The sequence below is a fragment of the Burkholderia sp. YHN3-13 genome (assembly GCF_055810675.1).
Genome location: NZ_JBVVNQ010000038.1, coordinates 1 through 23,397 on the forward strand (window position 1 = coordinate 1; position 23,397 = coordinate 23,397).

Here is a 23,397-nt window from a genome sequence, read left to right on the forward strand (position 1 = left end):
CTGAGCACGACCAACAGTACGGTGATGTCGTTGTCGACGTCGAGTTCCACCGGGATCAGCACGGCACAAAGCGGCGTGAACTCGCTGTCGACGGCGCTGAGCACGACCAACAGCTCGGTGACATCGCTGTCGAGCTCGACCTCGACGGGCCTGAGCACCGCGCAAAGCGGGGTGAGCTCGCTGTCGACGGGTCTGAGCACGACCAACAGCACGGTGACGTCGCTGTCGAGCTCGACCTCGAGCGCGATCAGCACGGTGCAAAGCGGGGTGAGCTCGCTGTCGACGGGCCTGAGCACGACCAACAGTACGGTGACGTCGCTGTCGAGCTCGACCTCGAGCGCGATCAGCACGGTGCAAAGCGGGGTGAGCTCGCTGTCGACGGGTCTGAGCACGACCAACAGCTCGGTGACGTCGCTGTCGTCGTCGGTCTCCAGCGCGATCAGCGCGTCGCAAAGCGGCGTGTCGTCGCTGTCGACTTCGGTGTCGACCGGCCTGTCGACGACCAACAGCATGGTCACGTCGCTGTCGACGTCGGCGTCCACCGGGATCAGTACGGCGCAAAGCGGGGTGAGCTCGCTCTCGACGGGCCTGAGCACGACCAACAGCACGGTGACGTCGCTGTCGAGCTCGACCTCGACGGGCCTGAGCACCGCGCAAAGCGGGGTGAACTCGCTGTCGACCGGCCTGAGCACGACCAACAGCACGGTGACGTCGCTGTCGAGCTCGACCTCGACGGGCCTGAGCACGGCGCAAAGCGGCTTGAGCTCGCTGTCGACGGGTCTGAGCACGACCAACAGCACGGTGACGTCGCTGTCGAGCTCGACCTCGACGGGCCTGAGCACGGCACAAAGCGGCGTGAGCTCACTCTCGACAGGCCTGAGCACGACCGTCAATACCGTGTCGTCGCTCTCGACCGTTGTCCTGAGTGACTATAACAAGCTGGTGTCTTTGTCCACGACGGTCGCCGCTGCCATTGGGTCCAACGGCACGGTCAACGGCAATGGTTCGTCCAACAGCGGCTCGAACGGTGTTGCCAACGGCAATGGCGCGACCAACAACGGCTCGAACGGCACGGCCAGCGGCAATGGCGCGACCAACAGCGGCTCGAACGGCACGGCCAACGGCAATGGCGCGACCAACAATGGCGCCAACGGCACCGCCAACGGCAATGGCGCGACCAACAGTGGCGCCAACGGCACGGCCAACGGCAATGGCGCGACCAACAATGGCGCCAACGGCACGGCCAGCGGCAATGGCGCGACCAACAATGGCGCCAACGGCACGGCCAACGGCAATGGCGCGACCAACAGTGGCGCCAACGGCACGGCCAGCGGCAATGGCGCGACCAACAGTGGCGCCAACGGCACGGCCAACGGCAGTGGCGCGACCAACAACGGCGCGAACGGCACGGCTAATGGTAGCAACGCCACCAACAGTGGCGCCAACGGCACGGCCAACGGCAGTGGCGCGACCAACAACGGCGCGAACGGCACGGCCAACGGCAGTGGCGCCACCAACAGTGGCGCGAACGGCGTAGCCAACGGTAATGGTGCCACCAACAACGGCGCGAACGGCGTAGCCAACGGCAACGGTGCCACCAACACCGGCGCCAACGGTACGGCCAACGGCACCAATGCCACCAACAACGGGGCCAACGGTGTGGCCAACGGCAATGGCGCAAAGAACGATGGCGCCAACGGCGTGGCCAATGGCACCGGGGCGACGAACCTGGGTACCTCGGGTGTGGCCAACGGCAACGGTGCTACCAACACCGGTACCGGCGGCATGGCCAGCGGCAACGGTGCCACCAACACCGGCGCCAACGGCGTAGCCAACGGTACCAATGCGTCGAACTTCGGTCAGGGCGGCAACGCCACCGGCACCAACGCGTCGAACTTCGGCCAAGGCAGCAGCGCAACGGGCACCAACTCGACCAGCGTCGGCCAGGGCGTCACGGCAAGCGGGTCCAACGCGACCGGCCTGGGCCAGGGCAGCGTCGCCTCGGGCAACAATGCCTCCGCGTTCGGTCAAGGCGCGATGGCCAGCGGCACCAATACGACCGCAGTGGGTCAGGGTGCGTCGGCCGTGGCCACCAACTCGGTCGCGCTGGGTGCAGGTTCGATCGCGAACCAGCCGAACACGGTGTCGGTGGGCAGCCCGGGCAGCGAACGGCGCATCACCAACGTCGCGCCGGGTATCAACGGCACGGACGCCGTCAACATGAACCAGTTGCAACAGGTTCAAGGCTCGGTGAGCAGCGTGGCGGCAGCAGCCTACTCCGGTGTCGCGGCAGCCACGGCGCTGGCCATGATTCCGCCGGTCGATCCGGGTCACGTCATCTCGGTGGGGGTGGGCGAAGCCAACTACCACGGCTACTCGGCCGGGGCGATCGGGGTGACCGTGCGCGTGATGCAGAACCTGCAGGTACGTGCGGGTGCCGGTATCACGGGTTCCGGTACGACCTTCGGTGTAGGCGCGGCGTATCAGTGGTAATGCAGGTGTGTAGTGGCAAAGTAGTGTTGTAACCGTGACCGGGGCGCGGTGCCGAGCAAGCATGCGGCACCGCGCCAACGGTCCTAAACAAGGTTTCAAGCGCTCGGACATGAACATAATCGACCAATTTGCGATCGCGCTGGTGCGCATCGGGCTGGACGCCGGATGTGCCGCCCAGATTGATGCGCTGCTGACAGAGGAGCTGCTGGAGGCGGTATCGCAGGCAGATCTCTACTATCTCGCAGGCAACGCCAGGATGGCGTTGGAGCAGTACGCTCAGGCCATCCCGCGGTTCGAGCGCGCAAGTGAGCTGGGGCCGACGTGGAGCGCGGCGCGCAATAACCTGGCGGTCTGCTACGAACGACTGGGCGATAAAGAAAACGCCTATCGGCATTACAGCGAGGCCGCGCGGCTGGACCCCGACGATCGGGTGGCGGCGGTGAACGCCGCGCATATGGCGTTCGGCCTGGAGCGACGCGCGCAGGCGCACGCACACCTGAGCGAGCTGAGCGAACGGTATGCGCAGGACGGCGAGATCGCGGCCAAACTGGCGTACACGTACTACTACCTGGGGCAGAAGGACGCGGCGCTCGAGCATGCGCGACGGGCCGTTGCGCTGGACCCTTATTGTGTGGCGGGCATGATCCAGAAGGTGGGATTCGAATTGCCGATTGTCTACGCATCGAGCGAAGAGGTGGGGCAGGTCCGGGCGCGGGTGGCGACGGCGCTCACGCAGATGTCGGTGGACGTTTCGAGGGCGCTCGACAATCCGCAGGCACTGCGCCACGCGTTTGGTGACATGTGGGCCGATCCGCTGTTTTATTTGACGTACAACGGTGTACTGAACGTCGATCTGATCAGCCGGTTCAATGACGAGATTGGACGTTTGATGGAGGCGGCGTACGGCGAGTACCCCACGCGCGCGCATGTGGCCCGTAGGAGCCGGCATCGCCAGGCGCGTGGGTTCAGAAAGATCCGGCTTGCTTTTGTGTCGGCGTTTTTCTTCTCTCACTCGATCTGGAAAATTCCGCTGATCGGCTATTACCAGAACCTGAGCCGCGACGTTTTCGAGATCTTCTCGTATCACATGGGGGCGACCACCGATGTGTGTACCGACGATGCGAGACGGCTGTCCGATCGGTTTTACCATAATGTGCACATCGGCCGCACGCTTGAGCAGCTGGCCGAGGATGCGCCGGACGTGATCATTTATGCCGATGTTGGCATGAACCTGAGTTCGTATTGTCTGACGAGCCTGAGGATGGCGCCGCTTCAATTGCAAATGCTGGGGCATCCCGAGACGTCCGGATCGCGACACGTCGATTATGTGGTGTCGTCGAACATGATGGAGCCGGCCGATGCGCAGGATCACTATCGTGAGGATGTGCTGCGCTTGCCTGGCCTGGGGTGTGCTTATACCTTCGGTTATCCGACGCCGGCAAACGTGGGCCGGGGGTTCTTTGGTCTTGCCAAGGACGATATCGTCTTCGTATCGCCGCAGTCGATTTTCAAGTATGCGCCGAGCGACGACGATCTGTACCCCGAGATTGCGGCACGGGTAGGCGAGCGTTGCCGGTTTGTATTTATTCGGCCCGATGACCCGGCCAGCGTGGGGGTGTTCACCGAACGCCTGAAGGCGGCGTTTGCAAAGCACGACCTGAGCTATGAACAGCACGTGCGCTTCGTCGATGGACCGCTTGCGACGGTGGAATTTATCGCACTGCTTGGCGTGAGCGACGCTTTTCTGGATAACCCGTCCTGGTCCGGACATAACACCGTATTGGACGCGCTGCATGCTGGAGCGCTGGTGCTTGCGCATGAAGGAAAATTTATGCGACAGCGTCATGCCGCTGCGGTGATGCGTTACCTTGGTTTTCCTGAACTGGTGGCAGGCGACGCTCAGGCACTGGCCGACTTGTGTGAGCGTTATGCGACCAACGCGGACTACAAAGCACAATATAAGGCCTTGCTGGCCGAGCGAATGCGCAAACTGACCAGGACAGAAGCCATTCAGGTATTCGAGACATTCATTATTGCGCACTTCAGAATAGACGAAAACGTGCGCTCGGACGCGATGCATGGCACGTGGCGCGAGGCGTCTGAAGTATTGGATGTGAGCGAGGTTTATACAGACAATTAAAAGGCGCGATTTCATGCCGCATGATTGAAAAATAAATCATCACGCTGAATTAATTGTACCGAAATAATGCTGATTGTCGGGTGCTCGATCTATTTCGATCGCTACCCTGCATGAGTGCGTGCCGGCGCATATAAATGGCGCTAAAGATATTGTTTTACCCGGCCGTGAATGAAGCGTTATAAGCAGGGTAGGTGGATGAAAGATTGGGCGATTGTGGTCGCGTAGGGGTGGTTGCGAAACAAAACGGGCATAAAAAGCAAAATGGATATTTGGGATCTGTTACTTGAAGCGAAGACGGCGGGCGCATCGGATCTGCATCTCTCTGCAGGTATGCCTCCGACCATTCGGCTGGATAGCGATATTTTAGTGGGCCCTCGGCCGCCGCTTGCTGCTGACACGATTGCTGATTTTTTGCGTTGCATTATGACGGAGGAACAACGTCATGCCTTTGAAGTGCATAAGGAATGCGACTTTTCGATCAGTGCAAAGGGGGGCGTGCGATATCGCGTCAATGCATTCTGGCAAGCGCGTGGTCCCGCTGCGGTGTTCCGTACCATTTTGCCCAACGTGCGTAGTCTCGATGAACTCGGCTGCCCTGCGGTGCTCAAGAAAGTCGCGAGCCACCATTCGGGGCTCGTGTTGGTCACGGGGCCCACGGGTTCGGGCAAAACGACAACACTGGCGGCGGTTGTCGACTATCTGAACCAAACGTACCCGTATCACATCATTACGATCGAGGACCCGATCGAATTCATTCACACCTCGCGACGCGCAATCATCAACCAGCGCGAACTGCACCAGCACACGCACAGCTTCTCGCATGCGCTGCGCTCGGCACTGCGAGAGGACCCGGACTGCATCCTCGTGGGCGAGCTGCGCGACCTCGAGACGATTCGCCTCGCGTTAAGCGCCGCGGAGACGGGTCACCTGGTGCTGGCTACGCTGCATACCATTTCGGCTGCGCACACGCTGGACCGAATTATCGATGTGTTTCCGGGAGAGGAAAAATCCCTGGTTCGCACGATGTTGGCCGAGGCACTGAGTGCGGTGGTGTGCCAGCGGCTGGTGCACCGGATTGGCGGCGGCCGGGTGGCCGCATGGGAGGTGATGGTCTGTACGCCGGCGATTCGAAATCTGATCCGCGAAGGTAAAACCGCGCAGATGCAATCGGCGATTCAGACGGGGCAAGCGCACGGCATGCTGACGCTCGATGCGTCGCTGCAGGAGCTGATCCAGCGACGTTTGATTACCGCGGCCGAGGCCGCTGCGATTTTAGGGCGGCACTAGGGAGACATGAGATGAGTGAGCGCAACGGTATGCAGTACAGCAAGCGGGGTCGTCGGCGTTGGATCGCGAGCAGGGCTGCACAGCAGGGTTTTACATTGGTGGAAATGGCCGTGGTGCTGGTGATCATCGGCCTGATTTTGGGCGCGGTGATGATCGGGCGCGATGCTCAGCGCAATGCGGAGTACGTGAAAATCCGCCAGACGTTCGTGAATCAGTGGGCGGTGGCGTACAACACCTATGTGCAACGCATCGGCTCGCCAGTGGGCGACGATCCGACTTTGCCGCAGCTGATGGTGAATGGCAAAACGTTCCTTGCCAACAGCGGCGGAACGACGTCGGGCGGGAACATGACCAGCGTGCAGAGTCCGCCGATGATCTGTCACGGCAGTGCGCCGAAAAACATGCCCACGAGCACGGGGCTCAGTACCCAGGCGGACTCGACGCAGGACTTGCGTGACCTGATGCTGCGCGCGGGCGTTCAACTGCCGCAAGGCCGTGGCCAGGGATTCGAGGACCGTTACGTGTATCTGGATAGCAACGGCAACCCGCAGGAAATACAGATTTGCTTTCGTTGGAACCCGCCAGGTACGCCCTCCGGTGCGGGCAACGTGATGGTGGTGGCGGGTTTGACGCCGGACTTGGCGCGCTCGCTGGCCGCGGCGTTCAATGGCACGGCGGGGGCCAGCAGCGGCAGCTTCCGTCAGGAGGGGGTGAGCACCGGCGCCATTGGTGTAGGCGCGGGGTTGAATACGTCGACGCAGGCCCAGGATTGGAGCTCGGACAATTCGGCCAATCAGGGTGGGGCATCCAGTGCGGAGGGGCAAGTCGTGACCTTCGTGGCTGATTTCAAGATGAACCAATGATGTGCGCCCGGAAATCACGCCTCTGTCAGGAAACGACATGCCCAGTATGACTATCAGGCTGAAGCTGGCGCAGATGACTCAAGTCGCTCGCGTGCGCACGATGGCGCTATTGCGTGCGCTGGGCGCACGTACGGGGGCCGCGGCACTGCAGCGGCGCGCTCATGTCGCGTATCCGTTGGCCACGCTGGCAGCCCTCGGGCTATCGAGCGTGGCGGTGTATTGGGGTCATCATGCGCTGACATCTGCCTACTTCGAGCGCGAGATGGCGCGAGGCGCGCGTCGTGACGCCGCTGAGCGCCTGACGCAGCTGAATCGGCAGGCGGCAGCCGTGCGTGCGTCACGCGCGCTTCTTGGCGAGGCCGAGGCAGCGGGATTCGGGCCGGGGCAGTGGGGATTGCGCCGCATGGATATTCGGCAGGCGACGATGAGCCGGGAGTCGGTCAACCGCTTGCTGTCGCAGATCGCTCGCACGCCCTCGCAGATGTTCGGTGCCGAAGAGTTCGAACTATCGATGAAGAGTGCGACGGGCGGGTTGTTCGAGACGCCCGTTTCCGGTAGCGATGCGTCGCTGTTGGTCACGCTGTCCGGGACATTGTATTTTCGGTTGGGGGCATCATGACCGCATTGTTAGTCCACCTCGAAGAGGAGTGGATCGAATTAGACGGTCTCCAGGCGCGCGCGCTGCCAAGCTACCCGGGTGTCGAGCAGGCAGCGCTTGTCGTGACGGACTTCGGTCCGGACACGGTGTCGGGGGTGACGCAGTTCGAGGGCAACCCCATTCATGCGCCGGCCCTGATCAACCGTCAGTTGCTCACGCAAGGCGCCACCGATGGTGAGTCGCACGTGATGATTCACACACTGGATAAGGTGGCCAGCGGCTATATGGTCAGCTATTCGGCTGTCGCCCTTGCACGCTGGCAACGCCTGGAGGCCTGGAGCCGGAAGCAGTCGCGCGCGTGTCTGATTGTCCCGTTGCTGGCCATGGCGTGGCGCCGGGTCGGGCCGATGCGTGGCGTGGCCGTGCAAAGCGGGCGCAATCTGATCTTTGTGGCGCGTGCGGGCAAACGACTTTTACAGTGCTCGACACTGGCTTTCAGTGACGAGGGGGCTGATTTGCAGACCGCGGCACGCGCGCTCGGTGAGCGGGTGCGCGTCGAGCTCTCAGAAGCCGGGGTCGACATCGAAACGTTCGAGATCGAATGGCACACCGTGTTTGGGCGGCTGGCTTTGTCGGACGATCCGGATCGCCATCGCGAACTCGCCCGGACATTTTTTGAGCAGGCGAGCGTGAAGGCAACGATTGTGCCGACGCATACGCACTGGACAGAGCGGTGGCGGATCGATTCGACGCTGCTCACGCTGCTGGACGCGCGCAGTTTCCTGATGAGCGTCAATCCGCTGAACCAGCGTGTGAGCTGGGGGCTGGAGCGCTGGGCCGTGGGTTGGTGCGCGTTGTTTTGTGTCATCGCGCTAGGCGGATTGCTGTACGCCACATCGCAGTTTGTTCAGACGCGAAGTCTCGTGCAGCAGACGCATCAGATAGAGGAGGAGACCCGCCAACTTCAGGCACGCTACCAGGCACTGGTACCTCAGACGATCATGCCCGCGCAGTACGAGGCCTGGTCCAAACAGCTGATAACGCAGTATGAGACCTCACAGCGCTTTGATGTGAGCGGCATGATCAGGCTGATTGGCGCGGCCGCGCAATCGAGTGGTGTGCGTGTACTGAGAATCTATACCGTGAATCCGACCCCGAAAGATCGGGGCGCAGCGAGGACACGGGCGGCAGCCCCTAACAAAGCGCTGATCGTGGACGGTGCGTTGTCTGACGCATCAGATGGATCGTATGTCGATAAACTCGCGCGCTTTGTGTACGGGTTACGAGAGCAAGGCCTGGCCGCAACTCCGATTGATACGGCAGCGCAGCACGTGGATGGCAACCTGCTTGCCCAGGTATTTACCTATCGGCTCACGCCCATTCAGGGTGGGGAGCAGCGCGAATGAAGTGGCGTCAACAATCTTATGCGTTGCTGGTGGCAAGCGCGTGTGTGGCGCTGAGCGCGTTCATGGTGGCGACGTGCGCCTATGACAGGCCGCAGCCGACGCGCGAGGCGACGTTCCCGGATGTCGGCCGCGCGGGCATGGACAGCCAGGCCGCCGGCATCGCCGCCGCGCGCCAAGCGCTCAAGGCGCTCAGTGCCATGGCCGACAAGCACGAAGCGCTCACGCTTTTGCCGGTGGCCATTGCGTCGTCGGTGCCGCTGCCCGCGTCGAGCACACCGGTCTTTGACGCGAACGGAATTTTCCAATTGACGACGATCGTGCAGGCCGGCACGGCGCGCAGCGCGATCGTCAACGGAAAGCTGGTACACGTGGGTGACCAGTTGGATGCATCGACCGTGATTGTCGGCATGACGCTGGATTCAATAAAAATCAAGCGGGACGGTCAATTGTTCGAGCTTACCCTGCGCGCAAAAACGAACGATCAACCCGCAAGTGAAGGAACAAGCAAATGAGGCAAGAAAGAAAATCGATCGCATGGACAATCGTGATTGCGATGGTGTTGATCGCTGGCATTTATGCGGTGTATCGGTATCGAGAGCGTGCCAATGCGGCCACTGAGGTGACGGCTGCGCTTGCACCGGTACCACGGGTGCCGAGCCCACCGGTGCCGGAAAATATGCAACCCGCCGCGCCGGCTGCTCATGCGCTTGACTTGGATAGTGCTGTCCAGGCACAAACGCCACCGGGCACATTGAGCGTGGCGCCCCCGGTTGCGCCGCAGTCTGCCGATGCCGCGTCCGAGCAGCGACAGCAAGCCATGCAAGCGGCGCTTCGCAAGATGCAATCGCTGCTGAGCAGTGGCCAGCACGATGGTGCCGCACTGAGCAGCGCGATTGCGCAGGCGGAAAAAGCGAACGGTTCGCCCATCATGAGCGGGGTGAATCTGGAAACACTGCGACACAACATCGAGATCGCCTCGCAGATGCAACAGATCACACAGCAAATGGCGGCCCTGCAAAACGCCCCGAACGATGCATCGCAGCCTGATGCCCAAAAGCTGGCTGCGTTGCACGACAAACAACTCCAGATGCAAGCGCTGGTCAAGCAATTGAATCCGAACATCATGCAGAGCGCACCGGATACGAGCACGAGCAGTGAACAGGGAAAATAATCCGATGAGCACGGCAATGAAGGCAGGCAGGCGCCAGGGCGGATACAGCCTGCTGGAGCTTGCAGTTGTGCTGATGGTTGTGGCCCTGGTTGTCGGGATGGCGATACGGTTACAGAAGTCCGGGCAACAGGCAGGCACGCTCGGGCAACAGCGTGCGCTTCTTCGCAGCGCCCATCAGGCAATTGTGGAGTTTGCGCTGACGCATCACCGTTTGCCGTGTCCCGATGTGGCGCCAGGCGGCAGCGGCGTGGAAGCGCAAAACAATGGGCTGTGCACCTCCAATACTGGAGGGTTGCCCTACGTAACATTAGGCCTGCCGATGGGTGGGGGCAGCGCAATGTCAGGACAGGTTCGGTACGGCGTCTATAGCGGCGCGACCAACGGGGGTGCGGATGGCGCCGCTAACCCGGTCGCCAGTTTTGCGAATGCGCTCGCGGCTGCATCGCAAATTCATCCGACGGTGGCGTACCCGTATGTCCCAACCGACGGACAGTGTATGACGGCGCAGTTGAATCCGGCCTTCGTGCTGGAGATCGGCAACAGTGCAGGTCAAGCGAGGCCGACGGCAAACTGCTTCTGGTCAGGCAGCGGAGAATATTCAGTACAGGTTGATGTGCAAAGTGTCACCGATCTGCTCGCACAGGTTAAGCAGTTCGACACGTTGGATGACGATTAACTTTTAGACTGGCGTACGCGAAGCGATAGAAAGCAACGCGCGGGTAGTTCAGACACGACAACGAAGGCGGCAATTAAATGGTTCTCGTAAGGACGACTAAATCTAAACGGACATGTATTGTCGCGTCCGTATGCCTGTTGGCAGGCTGTCAAGGTCTTCCTACCAGCGTCGACCATATGTCAGGTCGTGACGATCGGCAGATGCAAAAGGCCGAGCAGACAATTGTCGAAGGCAGCCGCGATGCACTCAATCGGATAGATAGCCTCGAGCAGCAGGTTGTCCGCTCGGCACCGATACCGTCCGAGCCGGTGAGCGCGTCTGCCACCAAGCCGCAGCCCGGCTTGGACAAGCTGGTCGACATCAACATGAGCAACGCGCCGATAACGGATTTGCTGTCGGTGCTGGCAGACCAGTTGCACATGAATCTGATGATCGATCCCCGCGTGGTGAAACTGCCCCAGCGCGCAACGCTGAACATGCGGCATGTCTCGGCCCAGCAGGTGCTGTTGCGCATTTTCGAGCTGTTTGATATCGACGGTGAAATCAAAGACAAGCTGATTACGGTGAGCTTGACTGCTCACCAGACTTTCAATATCGGGATGCTGGCGAGCAAGTCGCAACTGAGTATCGACGACGGCGGGGACGTGTTTGGCGGTGCTGGAAAGCAGTCTGGCAGCACCGCGCTCAAGGGCAACACGCTGATCAGCCAGGAAATCGGCGGAAAAACGGACCCGTACGAAGACCTGATGAAATCGGTGCAGTCGATCGTGAGCGCAGGCAGCGCGGGTGGCAAGAGCGACGAAGACAATGTGTTCACGTTCGACCGTACAAGCGGCACGTTGTACGTTAATACACGGCCGTCCCGGCTGAAGGCACTGGCTGAATTTCTCCAGCATCTGCAGGCGGTGCGAGGGCGCCAGATCCAGATCGAGGCTCAACTGATCGACGTCGAGCTGACCGACGATTTTAACTTGGGCGTTGACTGGAATCTGCTCACGCATAACCTTGTCGGACGCCTGGGATCAGGTGCGACGTCGATAGCGCAGGCGACCAGCCCGCTGGGGGCAGGAGGTCTGGCATCACGCGCGGTCACGATCCCGGCAGAAACGCTGGGCAGCGCATCAGGGTATGGCAATGGTCTTGCCTACAACGGGAACGTGTTTTCGGCAACGATTCAGGCGCTGCGCACGTTCGGCACGGTGCGCATGCTGTCCAATCCAGTCGTGCGACTGAGCAACGGCGTGCCGGCCTACCTGAGTGTCGGAACCAATTACCGCTACATCAGCAAAGTCAACAACACGCTGAACAATATTGGAGGCGGCTCATCATCGACATCGACCGACGTTGAGACCGATGCATTGTTTTCTGGCGTCGTAGTCGGGGTGTCGGCCATCGTCACCGATTCCGGAAAGGTCGAGCTTTTTGTGCATCCGATGCAAACCGCGGTCAACCAGAGCTCATTGGCGCTCGTGCCGGTTGGCAGCACCGGCAGTGCGGTGACCTTGCCCAAGGTCGACGTCAAGGGCATTACGACCACACTCAAGCTTAACAGTGGCGATACGGTGATCATCGGGGGGCTGATTAACCAGGTGGCGACGACTTCGAACAACGGTTTGCCGGGTGCGGCCGACATTCCCGTCATCGGTAGTCTATTTGATCAGAACAGCAAAGCCCATTCCAATCAGGAATTGATCATTGTGTTGCGCGCACGCGCGTTGTGATGCGTCGCCATACGCCATGGACGACGGTGTGTTATCGGGAGAGCGCGATGTATTGTCCGCTATGGGTGGTGAGGATGATCTGGGGTAGCCGTGGTGGCATGCACAAGTGGACCCTGGTGTGGGTCGGTGTGGCCAGCACGCTTGTATTGCTGGCTTGGGGGCAACGCGGCTTGCATGCGGCGCGTGCGAGCGGTATGCAAGCGCCCGCACGGGTGGTGGCTGGCGGTGCCGCGCACGAACCGGTTGCCCCCTCGCAGGATACCTTGAGCGAGACTCAGACGCCGCCGTGGGCAGCGGCCTCGGTGCCCGAGGTGACGCCGCCATTCGCAAGTGCTGCCACGCTGCCTCAATGGAACGTGCCGCCGTTGCCGCCGCTTTCGGAGCTCAATGCGTTAGCAGACACGGCCTCGGGTGCACCGGCGCGCGCGCATCCGGAAGGTAAGTCGAATCGGCGAGTGCGTGGCTCAGGGGCGCAATCATGACCGCTCGAGCGCTCGAAACCCTATCGGATGCGCTGGGTCAGGCGCTGTTAGAGGCTGGCTTGATCGATGCGACCCAACTGGAGTACGCGCATCAGAAAAACGCGGTTCACCATGATGCGCTGTGGCGCACGATGATCGAATCCGGTCTGGCAAGCGAGCGGGAAATCGCGAAGATGCTCGCGCGCTTGCAAGACATCGCGTTCGTCGATATCGATGATGTGCCGGATGCGGAGCCGTCGCTGATGGAGATTTTCAATCGAGAGCTGTGCCTGAACGGCAATTTCTTGCCGATCTGGCGCGACGAAATGAACATTGTCGTGTTGATAGGCGATGCTTTGCCGGAAACAGTCAGCGAGATCGTCACGCGACGCTGCGGTATGCGATGCCGGTTCCTGCAGTCGGAGTTTTCCGCGGTCAAGCGGCGGATCCTGCACACCTACTATTTCTCTCAGCATCCCCCTGAAAAGCTTTTCGCGCGTGAGGTGGCAAAGCTGGCCGAAGATGTGCGCCACGATGTGAGCCCGGACAATCTGCTCAAGTACCTGTTGCACTTGGCCGTCAAGGAGCGCTCGACCGATATCCATATCACGCCCGGCGTCAGCAGTCTGCATGTGCTGTTTCGAATCGATGGGGTATTGCGACCGATCAAGGCGCTCCCGCGCGCGCTAACACGCTTGGTTGGCTACATCAAGCTGCTGTCGGATATGGATATTTCCGAAGCACGCAAGCCCCAGGATGGCAGTTTTCGCACCACGATTCTGGACGCCGAGTTCACGGTACGGGTGTCGACGATCGTGGCAGAACATGGCGAACGCACGGTGATGCGGCTGTTGCCGGAGGCGCACGACTTGAAGGGGTTGCGTGAGCTGGGATTCTTCGATGAAGACGTCAAGAAGATTGCTGCAAAGATGGCCAGCCCGGCGGGGCTGATCCTGATCACCGGCCCGACCGGATCGGGTAAAAGCAGCACGTTGCATGCGGGCCTGCGCATGCAGCAGTTGATCGAGCGCAACGTACTGACGGTCGAAGATCCGCTCGAGTATCGCGTGCCGGGCGCAGGACAGACGGAAGTCAATCGCCGTGCCGGCTACGACTTCAGCACCGCACTCAGACACTTCTTGCGTCACGATCCGGACGTCATCTTGCTCGGCGAGATGCGGGATGCGGAGACCGCACAAGCGGCACTGGATGCGGCTGCCACCGGGCACCTGGTGCTCTCGACGCTGCACATCACGAGCGTGTTCGGTGTGGTTCCTCGGTTAAGACCGATGGGATTGGTTCCGCAGGTCATTGCAGAAAATCTTCTGCTCGTCATCAATCAGCGTTTGGTCAGACGAGTCTGTCCGTTTTGCGCCTGTGATGTTGCGTTCACGCATGCTCAACGCGCATGGTTGAAGGTGGAGCAGACCGTCACCGGCAAGCGTGGAGCCGGGTGCGCAAAATGCCGGAACACGGGCTATCTGGGGCGACTGCCGGTCTACGAAATATTGTCGGTCGACGACGCGTTGGCCAATGCGATCGCCGACGACGTGGGCCGTGAAGAGATTCGAACGGTTGCGTTTGACGCAGGGTTCGAAGCGATCGCTGAAGTTGCGAAGCGACGAGTGATTCTCGGGCAAACCACCTGTGACGAGGTCGTGCGGGTAATTGGCGAGGGGGCGGCATGATGCGCTTTTACTTCTTCCAGGTCGTACAGGCACAAGGCAAAAGCCACTCCGGTATTGCGCGTCTTGCGATCGAGGAACGCTCGGCGGTGCGTGCGTGGCTCGAGGCCAAGCACGGCGGCATCGTTGTGCGCCTCTACGGACTGCCGAGCTGGGTGGGCCATGCACTGGAGCGACTACAGCGTGCGATGCAACCCAAGGTCAACGCCCGCGACATGGCCGGGTTGTTGCGCGATTTGGCCGTGATGACCTCGGCGGGGGTGCCGATACTCGATGCCATCGCCGGCGCCACCGATCACGAAGGACAGCGCCGCCGCGCGGCCATCGTGCTGGTGGGCCGGCGCTTATTGGATGACCTGGGCGCTGGCTCGACCGTCAGCCAGGCATTTGCGCGGCAGGCGGAGGTTTTTCCCGAGACAGTGCGTAGCCTGGTGATGATCGGCGACGAGACGGGTTCGATGGACCAGATGTTGATGCAAGCATCGGAACACGTCGAGCGCGTGATGGGGATGAAAGCGAATGCCAAGCAGGCGCTGATTTATCCGATTTTTGTATTCCTTGCGATCCTGGGGGCGGCCGGCTTCTGGATTTACTACGTCATTCCGAATCTGTCGGGGCTGTTCAAACAGATGAATATCCCGTTACCGGCATTGACCATTGCCGTCCTGAATCTGGCTGACTGGGTCACCGCGCACATGCTTGTGCTGTGTATCGCGACGGGGGCGGTGATGGGCGGCAGTGTGTTCGCATGGCGCGCCAGTGTGGCCGTGCGCCGAGTGATGTTCGCGGGCATGCATCGCCTGCCGATCAGTCGCGTGTTGTTGACCTCCTCGGGGCTGGCATTCATTTCGGAATATCTGTCGATCCTCGTGCGCGCGGGCGTTGGCATCGTACAGAGCCTGGCGATCATGGAGCAAACCACGCGCGACATGTTTTACCGGGATCGACTGGTTCAAATGCGACAGTACGTGCAACGCGGCGATCGCGTGTCGGTGGCCATGCGTCGAGTGGGCGGCTTCCCGTCGATGATGATTCGAATGATCTCGGTGGGAGAGGAGACAGGCACCCTGGATCGGCAATTGGCGCATCTCGCACAGGAGTACCGGGCGCGCCTGACGCGGGTGATCGGGATGTTGGCCGAGATCATGCAGCCATTGGTGATCGTACTGGCGGGGGGGTTGTTTATCGTCATGATTATGGCCTTGCTGTTGCCGGTCTACGACCTGGTGCGTCACGCAATGTCTGCACGGTACTAACCTCCGGGGTAAGGGCGAGCAGCGTAGGTAAGCGGTCGAGCAAAAGCGACAAAATCCAGCAACGATGGGTGCAGATTCAGGGGGCACAAAATGAAAGAACCGAGCATAGCAAGCATGCGCAGGCAGCGGGGATTCGGGCTGATTGGTATGGCCGCGATACTGGCGGCGTTGGTGGCATCGGCAGGCGTTCTTTATCTGTCCAACCAGGCGTACAACCGCCAGCGCAACGCAACGGACGATGCTGCCGCGTTGCGCTGGGCCGACAGTTTGTTGAAGGTTTTTGTGTTGCAAAACGGACGATTGCCGTGTCCCGCTTCCGAGCCGGCGGGCGCCGAGGACTGTGCTGCGTGGCGTGCCTTGAAAGGCAGCGCGAAATGGCTGCCTTCGCAGACTTTGCTGAATCAAGCAACCGTATCGTCGGCGTCGATTACCTCGGCGATGACGCAGATGAACTATCAGCCATATCGTGGAGACGGCCATTCCGCAACACCGGATTTGCTGGCGGCCCCTAATCGCGAATACGAGCCGGCGGTCGGCGAGATCGTCGTGGCCAGCGGCACGGCTGCGCCCGCACCGGATCCGGCGCCCGGCGTACCGCTGGTGAGCATCAATGGCACGGCTCACGATTTGCCACCAGTGGCGGGGCCCACGCCTATGAATGCCTACAGTCCGGTGGTGAGTAGCCTGGACTTTTGCCAAAAGCTGCAGAATCTGTCGATGGGGCCCACAGGTGCCGCGGCGATTCAACCGTTTCCCCTCTCGGCGAGTAACGCGTCGGCCATCAACCCCTGGCAAACGATCATCGCCCCGGTCAATGTTTATACGATTACGACAGGCGATAACGCTCAGACAAGCAGCATGACGGCCAATGCGTTGAGCGAGGTATTCCAGTGCGAAATTGTCCACGCTTCGGCGGATCTACTGGCCACTGCTGCGAATATCAGCGAGCCACAGGGTACCGTATTGCTCGAGCAAAAAGGCATGAGCGATAGCCTTGACTGGATGGCGGGAACGTTGATGCCGCAGGTGGTTGCTACCGATTGGTGGTTCTCGTCACTCCGGTTATTTCAAGGGGTTCGTGAGCTCGTGGCCCAGTTCAGCAATGACACGGTAGCGCCTTTTTGTATATTCGATCCGATACTTTGCATCATGGCTGCGGCATCCCAACCTACATTTATCCTCGCAGACGGCCGGCGGCTCACGGACCTGGTTGCGCAGACTTTGGCCTCCGCTAACGATACGGCATATGAAGCTTACTATCGGCATCTGGACGATCAAGTTTCTGCGATGCAACCATGGGGAAAAGCGCCTGATCAGAGTCAACCGTCTTCCTCTGCCGCGGATCAGGCAGTCAACCATATGGTCGAGTTTGGAATTGCAAACAGCATTATGTAATCCGAAGAAGGATACCAAGTAATTCTTCTATAAGCGATTATTGGCCTAAAAAGAGAAATCATGACATTTAAGACTACGAACGGTTTCAATTCAAGCAGAATGAACCGCTTGGAGCGAGGCATGACGTTGATCGAAACCGCCGTGGCACTCGCGGTGAGCGGCCTGTTGGCTGGCATCTTGATGTGGGTTTTGACTCCGGTATCGCCCGTTTCATCGGCAACGGATATCGAATCCATCATCAATGCCATAGTCGGGTACGCGTTGTCTAATCAATCGCTCCCCCCTGCGGGATGGCTCAATCCCAGCACGGTGGGTCTTCCGAATGGCAATCCGATCTGGTACACGGCCGATAAACGTCTTCAGGGTAAGGGAACAGCGTACACCCCCGATCCATATCAGCATGTTCCGCAGTTCATCGGCGCAAACGGACAATCTGTCACATGGCAAAGCTTGGGGCAATCCAGCTTGCTGAACTTCTGCCAGCGTTTGATCGCCGCTCAGCAAGCGCCGCAACTGATGCTGGGCGGCATACCGGTTGCATTCGAGGTCCAGCTTGGCCATAAGACGTCGGCTGCGCCACCGGGCTCAGCGCTTTTGCCCGGAAGTCAACAGGCGCAGCAACAGATCTCACAAGGTACGCAAGTGTACGGTGTGGGATTAGGAGAACTGCTCTCGCGTCTGAGTTGCCCGGCTAAGTTGGCCAATGCCGGCAGTGCCGCTAAGTCGATACTGGATGCGCAAGATATGACTCAAGTCGGTCAGTCACTGCTCCAGTTCGATCAATTGAAATATCAGAATGCTCAGTACTCGCAGTTAAGCGACGATCTTCAGGAAGCAATTAGAGCATGGCTTGCAGCCGATCTGGTTGCGGATATTGGCTCGACGACCGTCCAGCTAATTATGGGGGTTCCAAGCGCGGTCGAAACTCCCAATTTTGCTTCCTTATCAGCCCTTGCCGTGGCGATGAATGCGAACGGAATTATGCTGAGCTACTTGTCAGTGGCATTTCAGATGATCGCACATATTAAGCCGGGTGACGACACGGCATCGATTCAATCTGCCCGAGACGCGATGATGAGCGCTGGGCGCTACGTCGCTCAATTTCAGCAGCTCCAACAAGGGCGTCAGAATCACTATCAAGCAGTGCTCCAGGGGAGCTGAAATGAAACTAAAACGAAATCAACGCGGGTTTGGTCTGCTCGAAACTGCATTGTCAGTTGTACTCGCAGGTCTATTGGTTCTCGGAGTATGGACCGTTCTCAGGTGGACCCAGCATCAAAACGCCTCGATCGAAGAAAATGCCTTGCTCCAGCGTGCCGATTGGGCATTGAGATCGTATGCCTTCCAGTACGGGCGGCTACCGTGCCCAGCCGTCGATACGAACGGCAACGCACAGGCAAGCTGTGCGTCTGCTGCAAGTGGTCAACTCCCTTTTCGCGATATCGGGCTGCCCGACGCTCGCGCAGGGAACATTCACTATGCCATCCACGGCGTTCCGAAAGCAGGAACCTCAGGGATCAATCTGACATTGGACAATTCTGCCCAGTTGCAGGTGCAGATTGCACAATCAACCTCGAATCCGGTACCCGTATCTGTTGCCGCTGTAAGCAATCCCCTCAATGTGCGCTCTCCCTATATGGCGCTTTGTGCAATCCTGAGCGCACCGATGTCTTCCGGCCAGCCACTGAAGTTGGCATACACGTTGTCGCTGACCCCAACTGTTGTGGCCGCGGCATCTGTCACGAGCGCGAGTATGTCTTCTTCGTTGCCTGGTTCAAAGAGCAACGAAACGCAATCGCTGAGCCGCTCGTTTGCGGAATTATCGACAAGCCTGGGCTGTCCGGCTCAAATCGCGGTCGCGACGCGCAGCTCTTTTAACACTGCGCTTGGCGCTCAAATTCTGTTAAGAGGATTGAGCGATTATCAAGCAATGATGCAGATAAATTTAGCGGCAGCTAGCGCTGATATTGCCAATGGGGCAATCGGAGCACTGGTTACACAACCGGCCAAGGTCGGTGCCAAGGTAATGAACTACTTGATAGCAACCGGGCTGTGTACCAATGGTTCAGAAGCTGCATGCAGTCAAATAGCGCCGGCTATTGTCGACTTTATTGTTGAGAGTACATATCAAGCGATCGCGTATGCAAAAATCATACGATTTTCCATAAACGAAGCAAATGCGGCATATATAAATTATCAGTTGTCCCAGCAGATAATGGCGATGCTCGTTATTCAAATTGATCAGATCAATCTGCATGCGGTCAATGGTTTGTCGAGCATATATCTGTAACAACATGAAAATACCGCGAAACGAAGGTGAATTAAAAGGCATGCATCGCGGGCAGCGTGGTTTTTCGCTGCTTGAGTTGTCTATTGCACTGGTGGTGATCGCCATCCTGGTGGGGATCACCATGATCGGAATCGATGTCTATCGAAACGCGGTCATGGTACGAATCTACAACGACTTCGTTCAAGGGTGGCAGGCGGCATTTAGCACGTACGTGGCTCGCTCGGGCGGGATATTGCCCGGTGATAGCCCAACGAATCCGACCGGCTATGTGAACGCAGCGCTAGATACGCCGCTGTGTGACGACAGTATCGCCGCTCCGCTAAGCGTCACGATGTTGCAGTTCGGCGTGAGCTTGCCGAGCGGGCGAGGTCCCGGCCTGGCGGCTCGTTATGTCTACGAGGACAAAGCCGGCTTGCCCCATGAATTGCGTGTTTGCCTGGTGTCGACTAATTGGTCGGTGCAGTTAGTCGCTCAAGGCAGCAATGTCGCGACCTATCAGAGTGTGCCTAAAACCGTGTTGCGGATCTATGGGGTGACACCTGATCTGGCTCGGCAATTGAACAGCATGATTGACGGACGAGTCGACGCCGGACTAGGAAATTTGCGTGAGTCGCAGTTTGACACGCTTGGCCGCAGCACGGATTGGAGCGCCAATGCTGCCCAGAGTAATCAGGGCAACACCACGCCGGAAGCGCAAAGCGTAGAGCTGACGGCCGATTTGCTATTGCAGTAACGCACGGAATTTTTGAGAAACCGGGCTCGGCCTCACGCAGATTGAATGGTCTCGTGGATGTCGATGCCGTCACATAACGAGAGTGGGCCGCTTGAAGTCGAGCGACGCTGCCAATGGAACGGCCTGTTCCGCAGGGCAATGCGTTGATGGAACGTAGACGAAGGTGAATAGAAGGCGTGCGTAATCATGAATCTTGTTAAGCAGTGCGCTGACGCGGTGTTGCCCCTGCGTTGGGACGAAACGGGTCACTTAGCTGATCCATGTGAACAAAATGACACCTCATCGGAATGTTGCCCGGCTGAACAGACGCTTTCGAAAAGATGCGTGGCCGCTATCATGACGAACGACGAAGTGCTGTACGTACAAATTGGCCAGCTATTTGAGGCGCAAGGAGATCATCACAGCACGCTCTGGTGTCGCGACTCGCTCGATTTGAATCGGCAATTGATGCGCGAGCAGGCCGATCTGCTGATCGTCGATATACGCGCGTACGATGATGTCGGTATGTTGATCGAGTGGCGCAAATTGCATCACCTGGATCGACTGCCGATTTTGCTGATTCATTTGGATGCCAATACGGCCCACTGGATGGACGCGTTGAGTCGCAACGACGATGTGGCTTGGGGCGCTCACCCGACGGAAGTGCTTGTCAGGGGAAAACGGCTGATTGAGCACGCTACCGCCGCACGTGAGCTCGATCGGGTTGAAGTGGGACGCTACGCGCTCGATCGCAGTACCTCGTTGGTCACCATAGACTCCGAGACTATTGTATTGACCGAGCGAGAGTTCAAGCTGGCTTGGGTTTTGTTCAGCAATAGTGGCACGACGATTAACCGCGACACTATTGCTTCTATTGTTTGGAACAAAGGTGCGAACCTTGCTTTGCGATCACTTGGGCAACACATTTATCGATTGAGAGGCAAGCTCTCGATGGACGGGTCGCGAGGTGTTCTGTTGCGCGCAATCTATGGGGTGGGATACCGGATCGAGTTAATTAAAGATGGAAAATGAAGCGTGCATTGGCAGTGCAAGACTGATCGCTGGGGGCAATATTTTAGATGCATTAATTCCGTGCTTGAAAATGAAAAAGCGGTAAGCGATAGAATGAAAATTATAGCTTGAATAAGGTGTGTAAATTTGCGTTTCGTGGTGTGACGATTGGCGTGCGTGAACAAGCTGCGTGTCGAGCAAAACGCTCGGCTAGAGCTCGTCAGTTTCAACGGTTGTTTTTGGAGATCGATAAATTAGCATCGCAAGTGCGACGATATTAAAACTAGCCGGTGTCTACACGCGACGGCAGGATTGGGTGGCGAGTCGAGGGCTCGTTAATAAACGGATATCGGATCAGACCAAGCTATAGCGGGTGCGCGGCGGGATCTTTGCCATCCGGTCACTCGGGAAATCGGGTGGCGACTGTAGGTAAATATGGCCATGCCGCAACGGCGGCGTTTTACGTTTTGTAAATTCGGCAATTGAGTTTCGCGAGAAATGGAATTTATGACGGAATTCTTGCCTGTAAGGCATTGCAATTCGTGCGCACTGAATATGTGGCGAGTGGTTGCTTTGTGGTTCTCTAAATAATATAGATGGCATCATGAATAAAATATATCTTGTTTTGTGGAACAAGGCGAGAGGGGCTTTCGTTGTTTCCCATGAGAATTCCAGGCGCCATGCTTCGTCGGAGAGGTCGATATCCGGTCCTGCTGTAGTTGATTTGTTGGGATCAAATAAGTTTGAACTATCATTGTTTTGCAAGGTTGCACTGTTATGTCTTTCGTCGTTGTTTGTGGATCACTCATATGGACAAACTGTACCGGAGTCGCCCTGTACGTCCGGTTCTTTTGGAACGATGTATTCGGGGGATGCAACGTGCGTAAATTATGTAAACAACACGAGAATTTATCTAAATAGTCTTTCGACATCGACTTCGACTAGTGTTAATTCGTTGTCCACGGGTCTGAGCGCGACCAATAGCAGCGTAAGCTCGCTGAGCACATCGGCTTCGACGGGCCTGTCGACTGCCACCAGCGCGATCACGTCGCTGTCGACGTCAGCTTCGACCGGCATCGGTTCGCTGTCCACCGGACTGAGTGCGACCAATAGCAGTGTGAGCTCGTTGAGCACGTCGGCTTCGACTGGAATCAGTACGTCTCGCGTGGCCGAAGCGTCGCTGTCCACGGGGTTGAGCTCGACTAATAGCAGCGTGAGCTCGTTGAGCACGTCGGCTTCGACGGGTCTGTCAACGGCTAACAGCGCGATCACGTCGCTGTCGACGTCGGCTTCGACGGGCATCGGTTCGCTGTCCACCGGACTGAGCGCGACCAATAGCAGCGTGAGCTCGCTGAGCACGTCGACTTCGACAGGTCTGTCCACGGCCAGCAGCGCGATCACATCGCTGTCGACGTCAGCCTCGACGGGCCTGTCAACGGCCAACAGCTCGATCACGTCGCTGTCGACGTCGGCTTCGACCGGCTTGAGCACGACCAATAGCAGCGTGAGCTCGTTGAGCACGTCGGCTTCGACGGGTCTGTCGACGGCCAACAGCTCGATCACGTCGCTGTCGACGTCGGCTTCGACGGGCTTGAGCACGACCAATAGCAGCGTGAGTTCGTTGAGCACTTCGGCTTCGACGGGTCTGTCAACGGCCACCAGCGCGATCACGTCGCTGTCCACGTCGGCCTCGACTGGAATCAGTACGTCTCGCGTGGCCGAAGCGTCGCTGTCCACGGGGTTGAGCTCGACTAATAGCAGCGTGAGTTCGTTGAGCACGTCGGCTTCGACGGGCCTGTCGACGGCCAACAGCTCGATCACGTCGCTGTCGACGTCAGCCTCGACCGGCATCGGTTCGCTGTCCACCGGACTGAGCGCGACCAATAGCAGTGTGAGCTCGCTGAGCACGTCGGCCTCGACGGGTCTGTCCACGGCCACCAGCGCGATCACGTCACTGTCTACGTCGGCTTCGACCGGCTTGAGCGCGACCAATAGCAGCGTAAGCTCGTTGAGCACGTCGGCCTCGACTGGAATCAGTACGTCTCGCGTGGCCGAAGCGTCGCTGTCCACGGGGTTGAGCTCGACTAATAGCAGTGTTAGCTCGCTGAGCACGTCGGCCTCGACGGGTCTGTCAACGGCTAACAGCGCGATCACGTCGCTGTCGACGTCAGCCTCGACCGGCATCGGTTCGCTGTCCACCGGACTGAGCGCGACCAATAGCAGTGTGAGCTC

At 59.0% G+C, this 23,397-nt stretch carries 19 protein-coding genes and 1 pseudogene; 18 read left to right on the forward strand and 2 right to left on the reverse strand.

The genetic code is table 11. The features are described from left to right. The coding region (locus AC0KUR_RS36855) for a hypothetical protein (protein WP_473377297.1) at positions 1–842 on the reverse strand (842 nt) is incomplete at its 3' end. A gap of 13 nt (positions 843–855) precedes the next feature. Between AC0KUR_RS36855 and AC0KUR_RS36860 the strand changes: the two genes are divergently transcribed. The 18 genes and pseudogenes from AC0KUR_RS36860 to AC0KUR_RS36945 form a co-directional block, all read left to right on the forward strand. Next, positions 856–2,493, forward strand: coding sequence for a YadA family autotransporter adhesin (locus AC0KUR_RS36860; protein ID WP_473377298.1), 1,638 nt, complete (start codon positions 856–858; stop codon positions 2,491–2,493). A gap of 61 nt (positions 2,494–2,554) precedes the next feature. Further along, on the forward strand, positions 2,555–4,633 hold the full coding sequence (locus AC0KUR_RS36865) for an O-linked N-acetylglucosamine transferase family protein (RefSeq protein ID WP_473377299.1): 2,079 nt from the start codon (positions 2,555–2,557) through the stop codon (positions 4,631–4,633). A gap of 261 nt (positions 4,634–4,894) precedes the next feature. Next, positions 4,895–5,920, forward strand: a complete 1,026-nt coding sequence (locus AC0KUR_RS36870; RefSeq protein ID WP_226159290.1) for a type IV pilus twitching motility protein PilT — start codon at positions 4,895–4,897, stop codon at positions 5,918–5,920. Between the two features lie 11 nt (positions 5,921–5,931). Further along, positions 5,932–6,783, forward strand: coding sequence for a type II secretion system protein (locus AC0KUR_RS36875; protein ID WP_404824139.1), 852 nt, complete (start codon positions 5,932–5,934; stop codon positions 6,781–6,783). Between the two features lie 37 nt (positions 6,784–6,820). Continuing rightward, entirely contained in the window at positions 6,821–7,402 is a 582-nt protein-coding gene (locus AC0KUR_RS36880) for a hypothetical protein (RefSeq protein ID WP_473377300.1), read from the forward strand. Continuing rightward, the gene (locus AC0KUR_RS36885; protein WP_473377301.1) at positions 7,399–8,787 is read left to right on the forward strand and encodes a hypothetical protein; all 1,389 of its coding nucleotides are present in this window, start codon (positions 7,399–7,401) and stop codon (positions 8,785–8,787) included. Before AC0KUR_RS36880 ends, AC0KUR_RS36885 begins: the two co-directional genes overlap by 4 nt. Beyond that, entirely contained in the window at positions 8,784–9,299 is a 516-nt protein-coding gene (locus AC0KUR_RS36890) for a general secretion pathway protein GspB (RefSeq protein WP_226159293.1), read from the forward strand. The genes AC0KUR_RS36885 and AC0KUR_RS36890 overlap by 4 nt, the downstream gene beginning before the upstream one ends. After that, positions 9,296–9,958 carry a hypothetical protein gene (locus AC0KUR_RS36895; RefSeq protein WP_473377302.1) on the forward strand — a complete coding sequence of 221 codons (663 nt, stop codon included), beginning with the start codon at positions 9,296–9,298 and terminating at the stop codon, positions 9,956–9,958. Before AC0KUR_RS36890 ends, AC0KUR_RS36895 begins: the two co-directional genes overlap by 4 nt. A gap of 4 nt (positions 9,959–9,962) precedes the next feature. Then, the gene (locus AC0KUR_RS36900; protein WP_473377303.1) at positions 9,963–10,634 is read left to right on the forward strand and encodes a prepilin-type N-terminal cleavage/methylation domain-containing protein; all 672 of its coding nucleotides are present in this window, start codon (positions 9,963–9,965) and stop codon (positions 10,632–10,634) included. 200 nt (positions 10,635–10,834) lie between these two features. Beyond that, positions 10,835–12,355 (forward strand): pilus (MSHA type) biogenesis protein MshL, encoded by a 1,521-nt coding sequence (gene mshL / locus AC0KUR_RS36905; RefSeq protein WP_226159296.1) that lies wholly within the window; start codon positions 10,835–10,837, stop codon positions 12,353–12,355. 478 nt (positions 12,356–12,833) lie between these two features. Then, a complete protein-coding gene (locus tag AC0KUR_RS36910) occupies positions 12,834–14,504 on the forward strand; it encodes a GspE/PulE family protein (protein WP_226159297.1) in 1,671 nt (556 codons plus the stop codon). Then, positions 14,501–15,757 (forward strand): type II secretion system F family protein, encoded by a 1,257-nt coding sequence (locus AC0KUR_RS36915; protein ID WP_473377304.1) that lies wholly within the window; start codon positions 14,501–14,503, stop codon positions 15,755–15,757. The genes AC0KUR_RS36910 and AC0KUR_RS36915 overlap by 4 nt, the downstream gene beginning before the upstream one ends. A 90-nt stretch (positions 15,758–15,847) precedes the next feature. Then, the gene (locus tag AC0KUR_RS36920) at positions 15,848–17,152 is read left to right on the forward strand and encodes a type II secretion system protein (protein WP_473377305.1); all 1,305 of its coding nucleotides are present in this window, start codon (positions 15,848–15,850) and stop codon (positions 17,150–17,152) included. 99 nt (positions 17,153–17,251) lie between these two features. Further along, a complete protein-coding gene (locus AC0KUR_RS36925) occupies positions 17,252–18,313 on the forward strand; it encodes a type II secretion system protein (RefSeq protein WP_473377310.1) in 1,062 nt (353 codons plus the stop codon). A gap of 1 nt (position 18,314) precedes the next feature. Next, positions 18,315–19,442: a type II secretion system protein gene (locus tag AC0KUR_RS36930; RefSeq protein WP_473377306.1), complete on the forward strand. Its 1,128-nt coding sequence runs from the start codon at positions 18,315–18,317 to the stop codon at positions 19,440–19,442. A 4-nt stretch (positions 19,443–19,446) separates the two neighbouring features. Next, positions 19,447–20,175 carry a type II secretion system protein gene (locus AC0KUR_RS36935; RefSeq protein WP_473377307.1) on the forward strand — a complete coding sequence of 243 codons (729 nt, stop codon included), beginning with the start codon at positions 19,447–19,449 and terminating at the stop codon, positions 20,173–20,175. A 186-nt stretch (positions 20,176–20,361) separates the two neighbouring features. After that, the gene (locus AC0KUR_RS36940) at positions 20,362–21,186 is read left to right on the forward strand and encodes a winged helix-turn-helix domain-containing protein (protein WP_473377308.1); all 825 of its coding nucleotides are present in this window, start codon (positions 20,362–20,364) and stop codon (positions 21,184–21,186) included. Between the two features lie 583 nt (positions 21,187–21,769). After that, positions 21,770–21,826, forward strand: a pseudogene (locus tag AC0KUR_RS36945) (ESPR-type extended signal peptide-containing protein); the annotation flags it as partial. 248 nt (positions 21,827–22,074) lie between these two features. Here AC0KUR_RS36945 and AC0KUR_RS36950 read toward each other — a convergent pair. Then, on the reverse strand, positions 22,075–23,397 hold a 1,323-nt coding region (locus AC0KUR_RS36950), incomplete at its 5' end, for a hypothetical protein (protein ID WP_473377309.1).

Excerpts from the sequence above, each read along its gene's own strand:
- AC0KUR_RS36935 (WP_473377307.1), top strand. The coding sequence starts at position 19,447 with ATGAAAATACCGCGAAACGAAGGTGAATTAAAAGGCATGCATCGCGGG.
- AC0KUR_RS36880 (WP_473377300.1), top strand. The coding sequence starts at position 6,821 with ATGCCCAGTATGACTATCAGGCTGAAGCTGGCGCAGATGACTCAAGTC.
- AC0KUR_RS36885 (WP_473377301.1), top strand. The coding sequence starts at position 7,399 with ATGACCGCATTGTTAGTCCACCTCGAAGAGGAGTGGATCGAATTAGAC.
- AC0KUR_RS36875 (WP_404824139.1), top strand. The coding sequence starts at position 5,932 with ATGAGTGAGCGCAACGGTATGCAGTACAGCAAGCGGGGTCGTCGGCGT.
- AC0KUR_RS36895 (WP_473377302.1), top strand. The coding sequence starts at position 9,296 with ATGAGGCAAGAAAGAAAATCGATCGCATGGACAATCGTGATTGCGATG.
- AC0KUR_RS36930 (WP_473377306.1), top strand. The coding sequence starts at position 18,315 with ATGAAACTAAAACGAAATCAACGCGGGTTTGGTCTGCTCGAAACTGCA.
- AC0KUR_RS36940 (WP_473377308.1), top strand. The coding sequence starts at position 20,362 with ATGAATCTTGTTAAGCAGTGCGCTGACGCGGTGTTGCCCCTGCGTTGG.
- AC0KUR_RS36925 (WP_473377310.1), top strand. The coding sequence starts at position 17,252 with ATGAACCGCTTGGAGCGAGGCATGACGTTGATCGAAACCGCCGTGGCA.
- AC0KUR_RS36915 (WP_473377304.1), top strand. The coding sequence starts at position 14,501 with ATGATGCGCTTTTACTTCTTCCAGGTCGTACAGGCACAAGGCAAAAGC.
- AC0KUR_RS36900 (WP_473377303.1), top strand. The coding sequence starts at position 9,963 with ATGAGCACGGCAATGAAGGCAGGCAGGCGCCAGGGCGGATACAGCCTG.
- AC0KUR_RS36910 (WP_226159297.1), top strand. The coding sequence starts at position 12,834 with ATGACCGCTCGAGCGCTCGAAACCCTATCGGATGCGCTGGGTCAGGCG.
- AC0KUR_RS36920 (WP_473377305.1), top strand. The coding sequence starts at position 15,848 with ATGAAAGAACCGAGCATAGCAAGCATGCGCAGGCAGCGGGGATTCGGG.
- AC0KUR_RS36870 (WP_226159290.1), top strand. The coding sequence starts at position 4,895 with ATGGATATTTGGGATCTGTTACTTGAAGCGAAGACGGCGGGCGCATCG.
- AC0KUR_RS36890 (WP_226159293.1), top strand. The coding sequence starts at position 8,784 with ATGAAGTGGCGTCAACAATCTTATGCGTTGCTGGTGGCAAGCGCGTGT.
- AC0KUR_RS36865 (WP_473377299.1), top strand. The coding sequence starts at position 2,555 with ATGCGGCACCGCGCCAACGGTCCTAAACAAGGTTTCAAGCGCTCGGAC.
- mshL (WP_226159296.1), top strand. The coding sequence starts at position 10,835 with ATGCAAAAGGCCGAGCAGACAATTGTCGAAGGCAGCCGCGATGCACTC.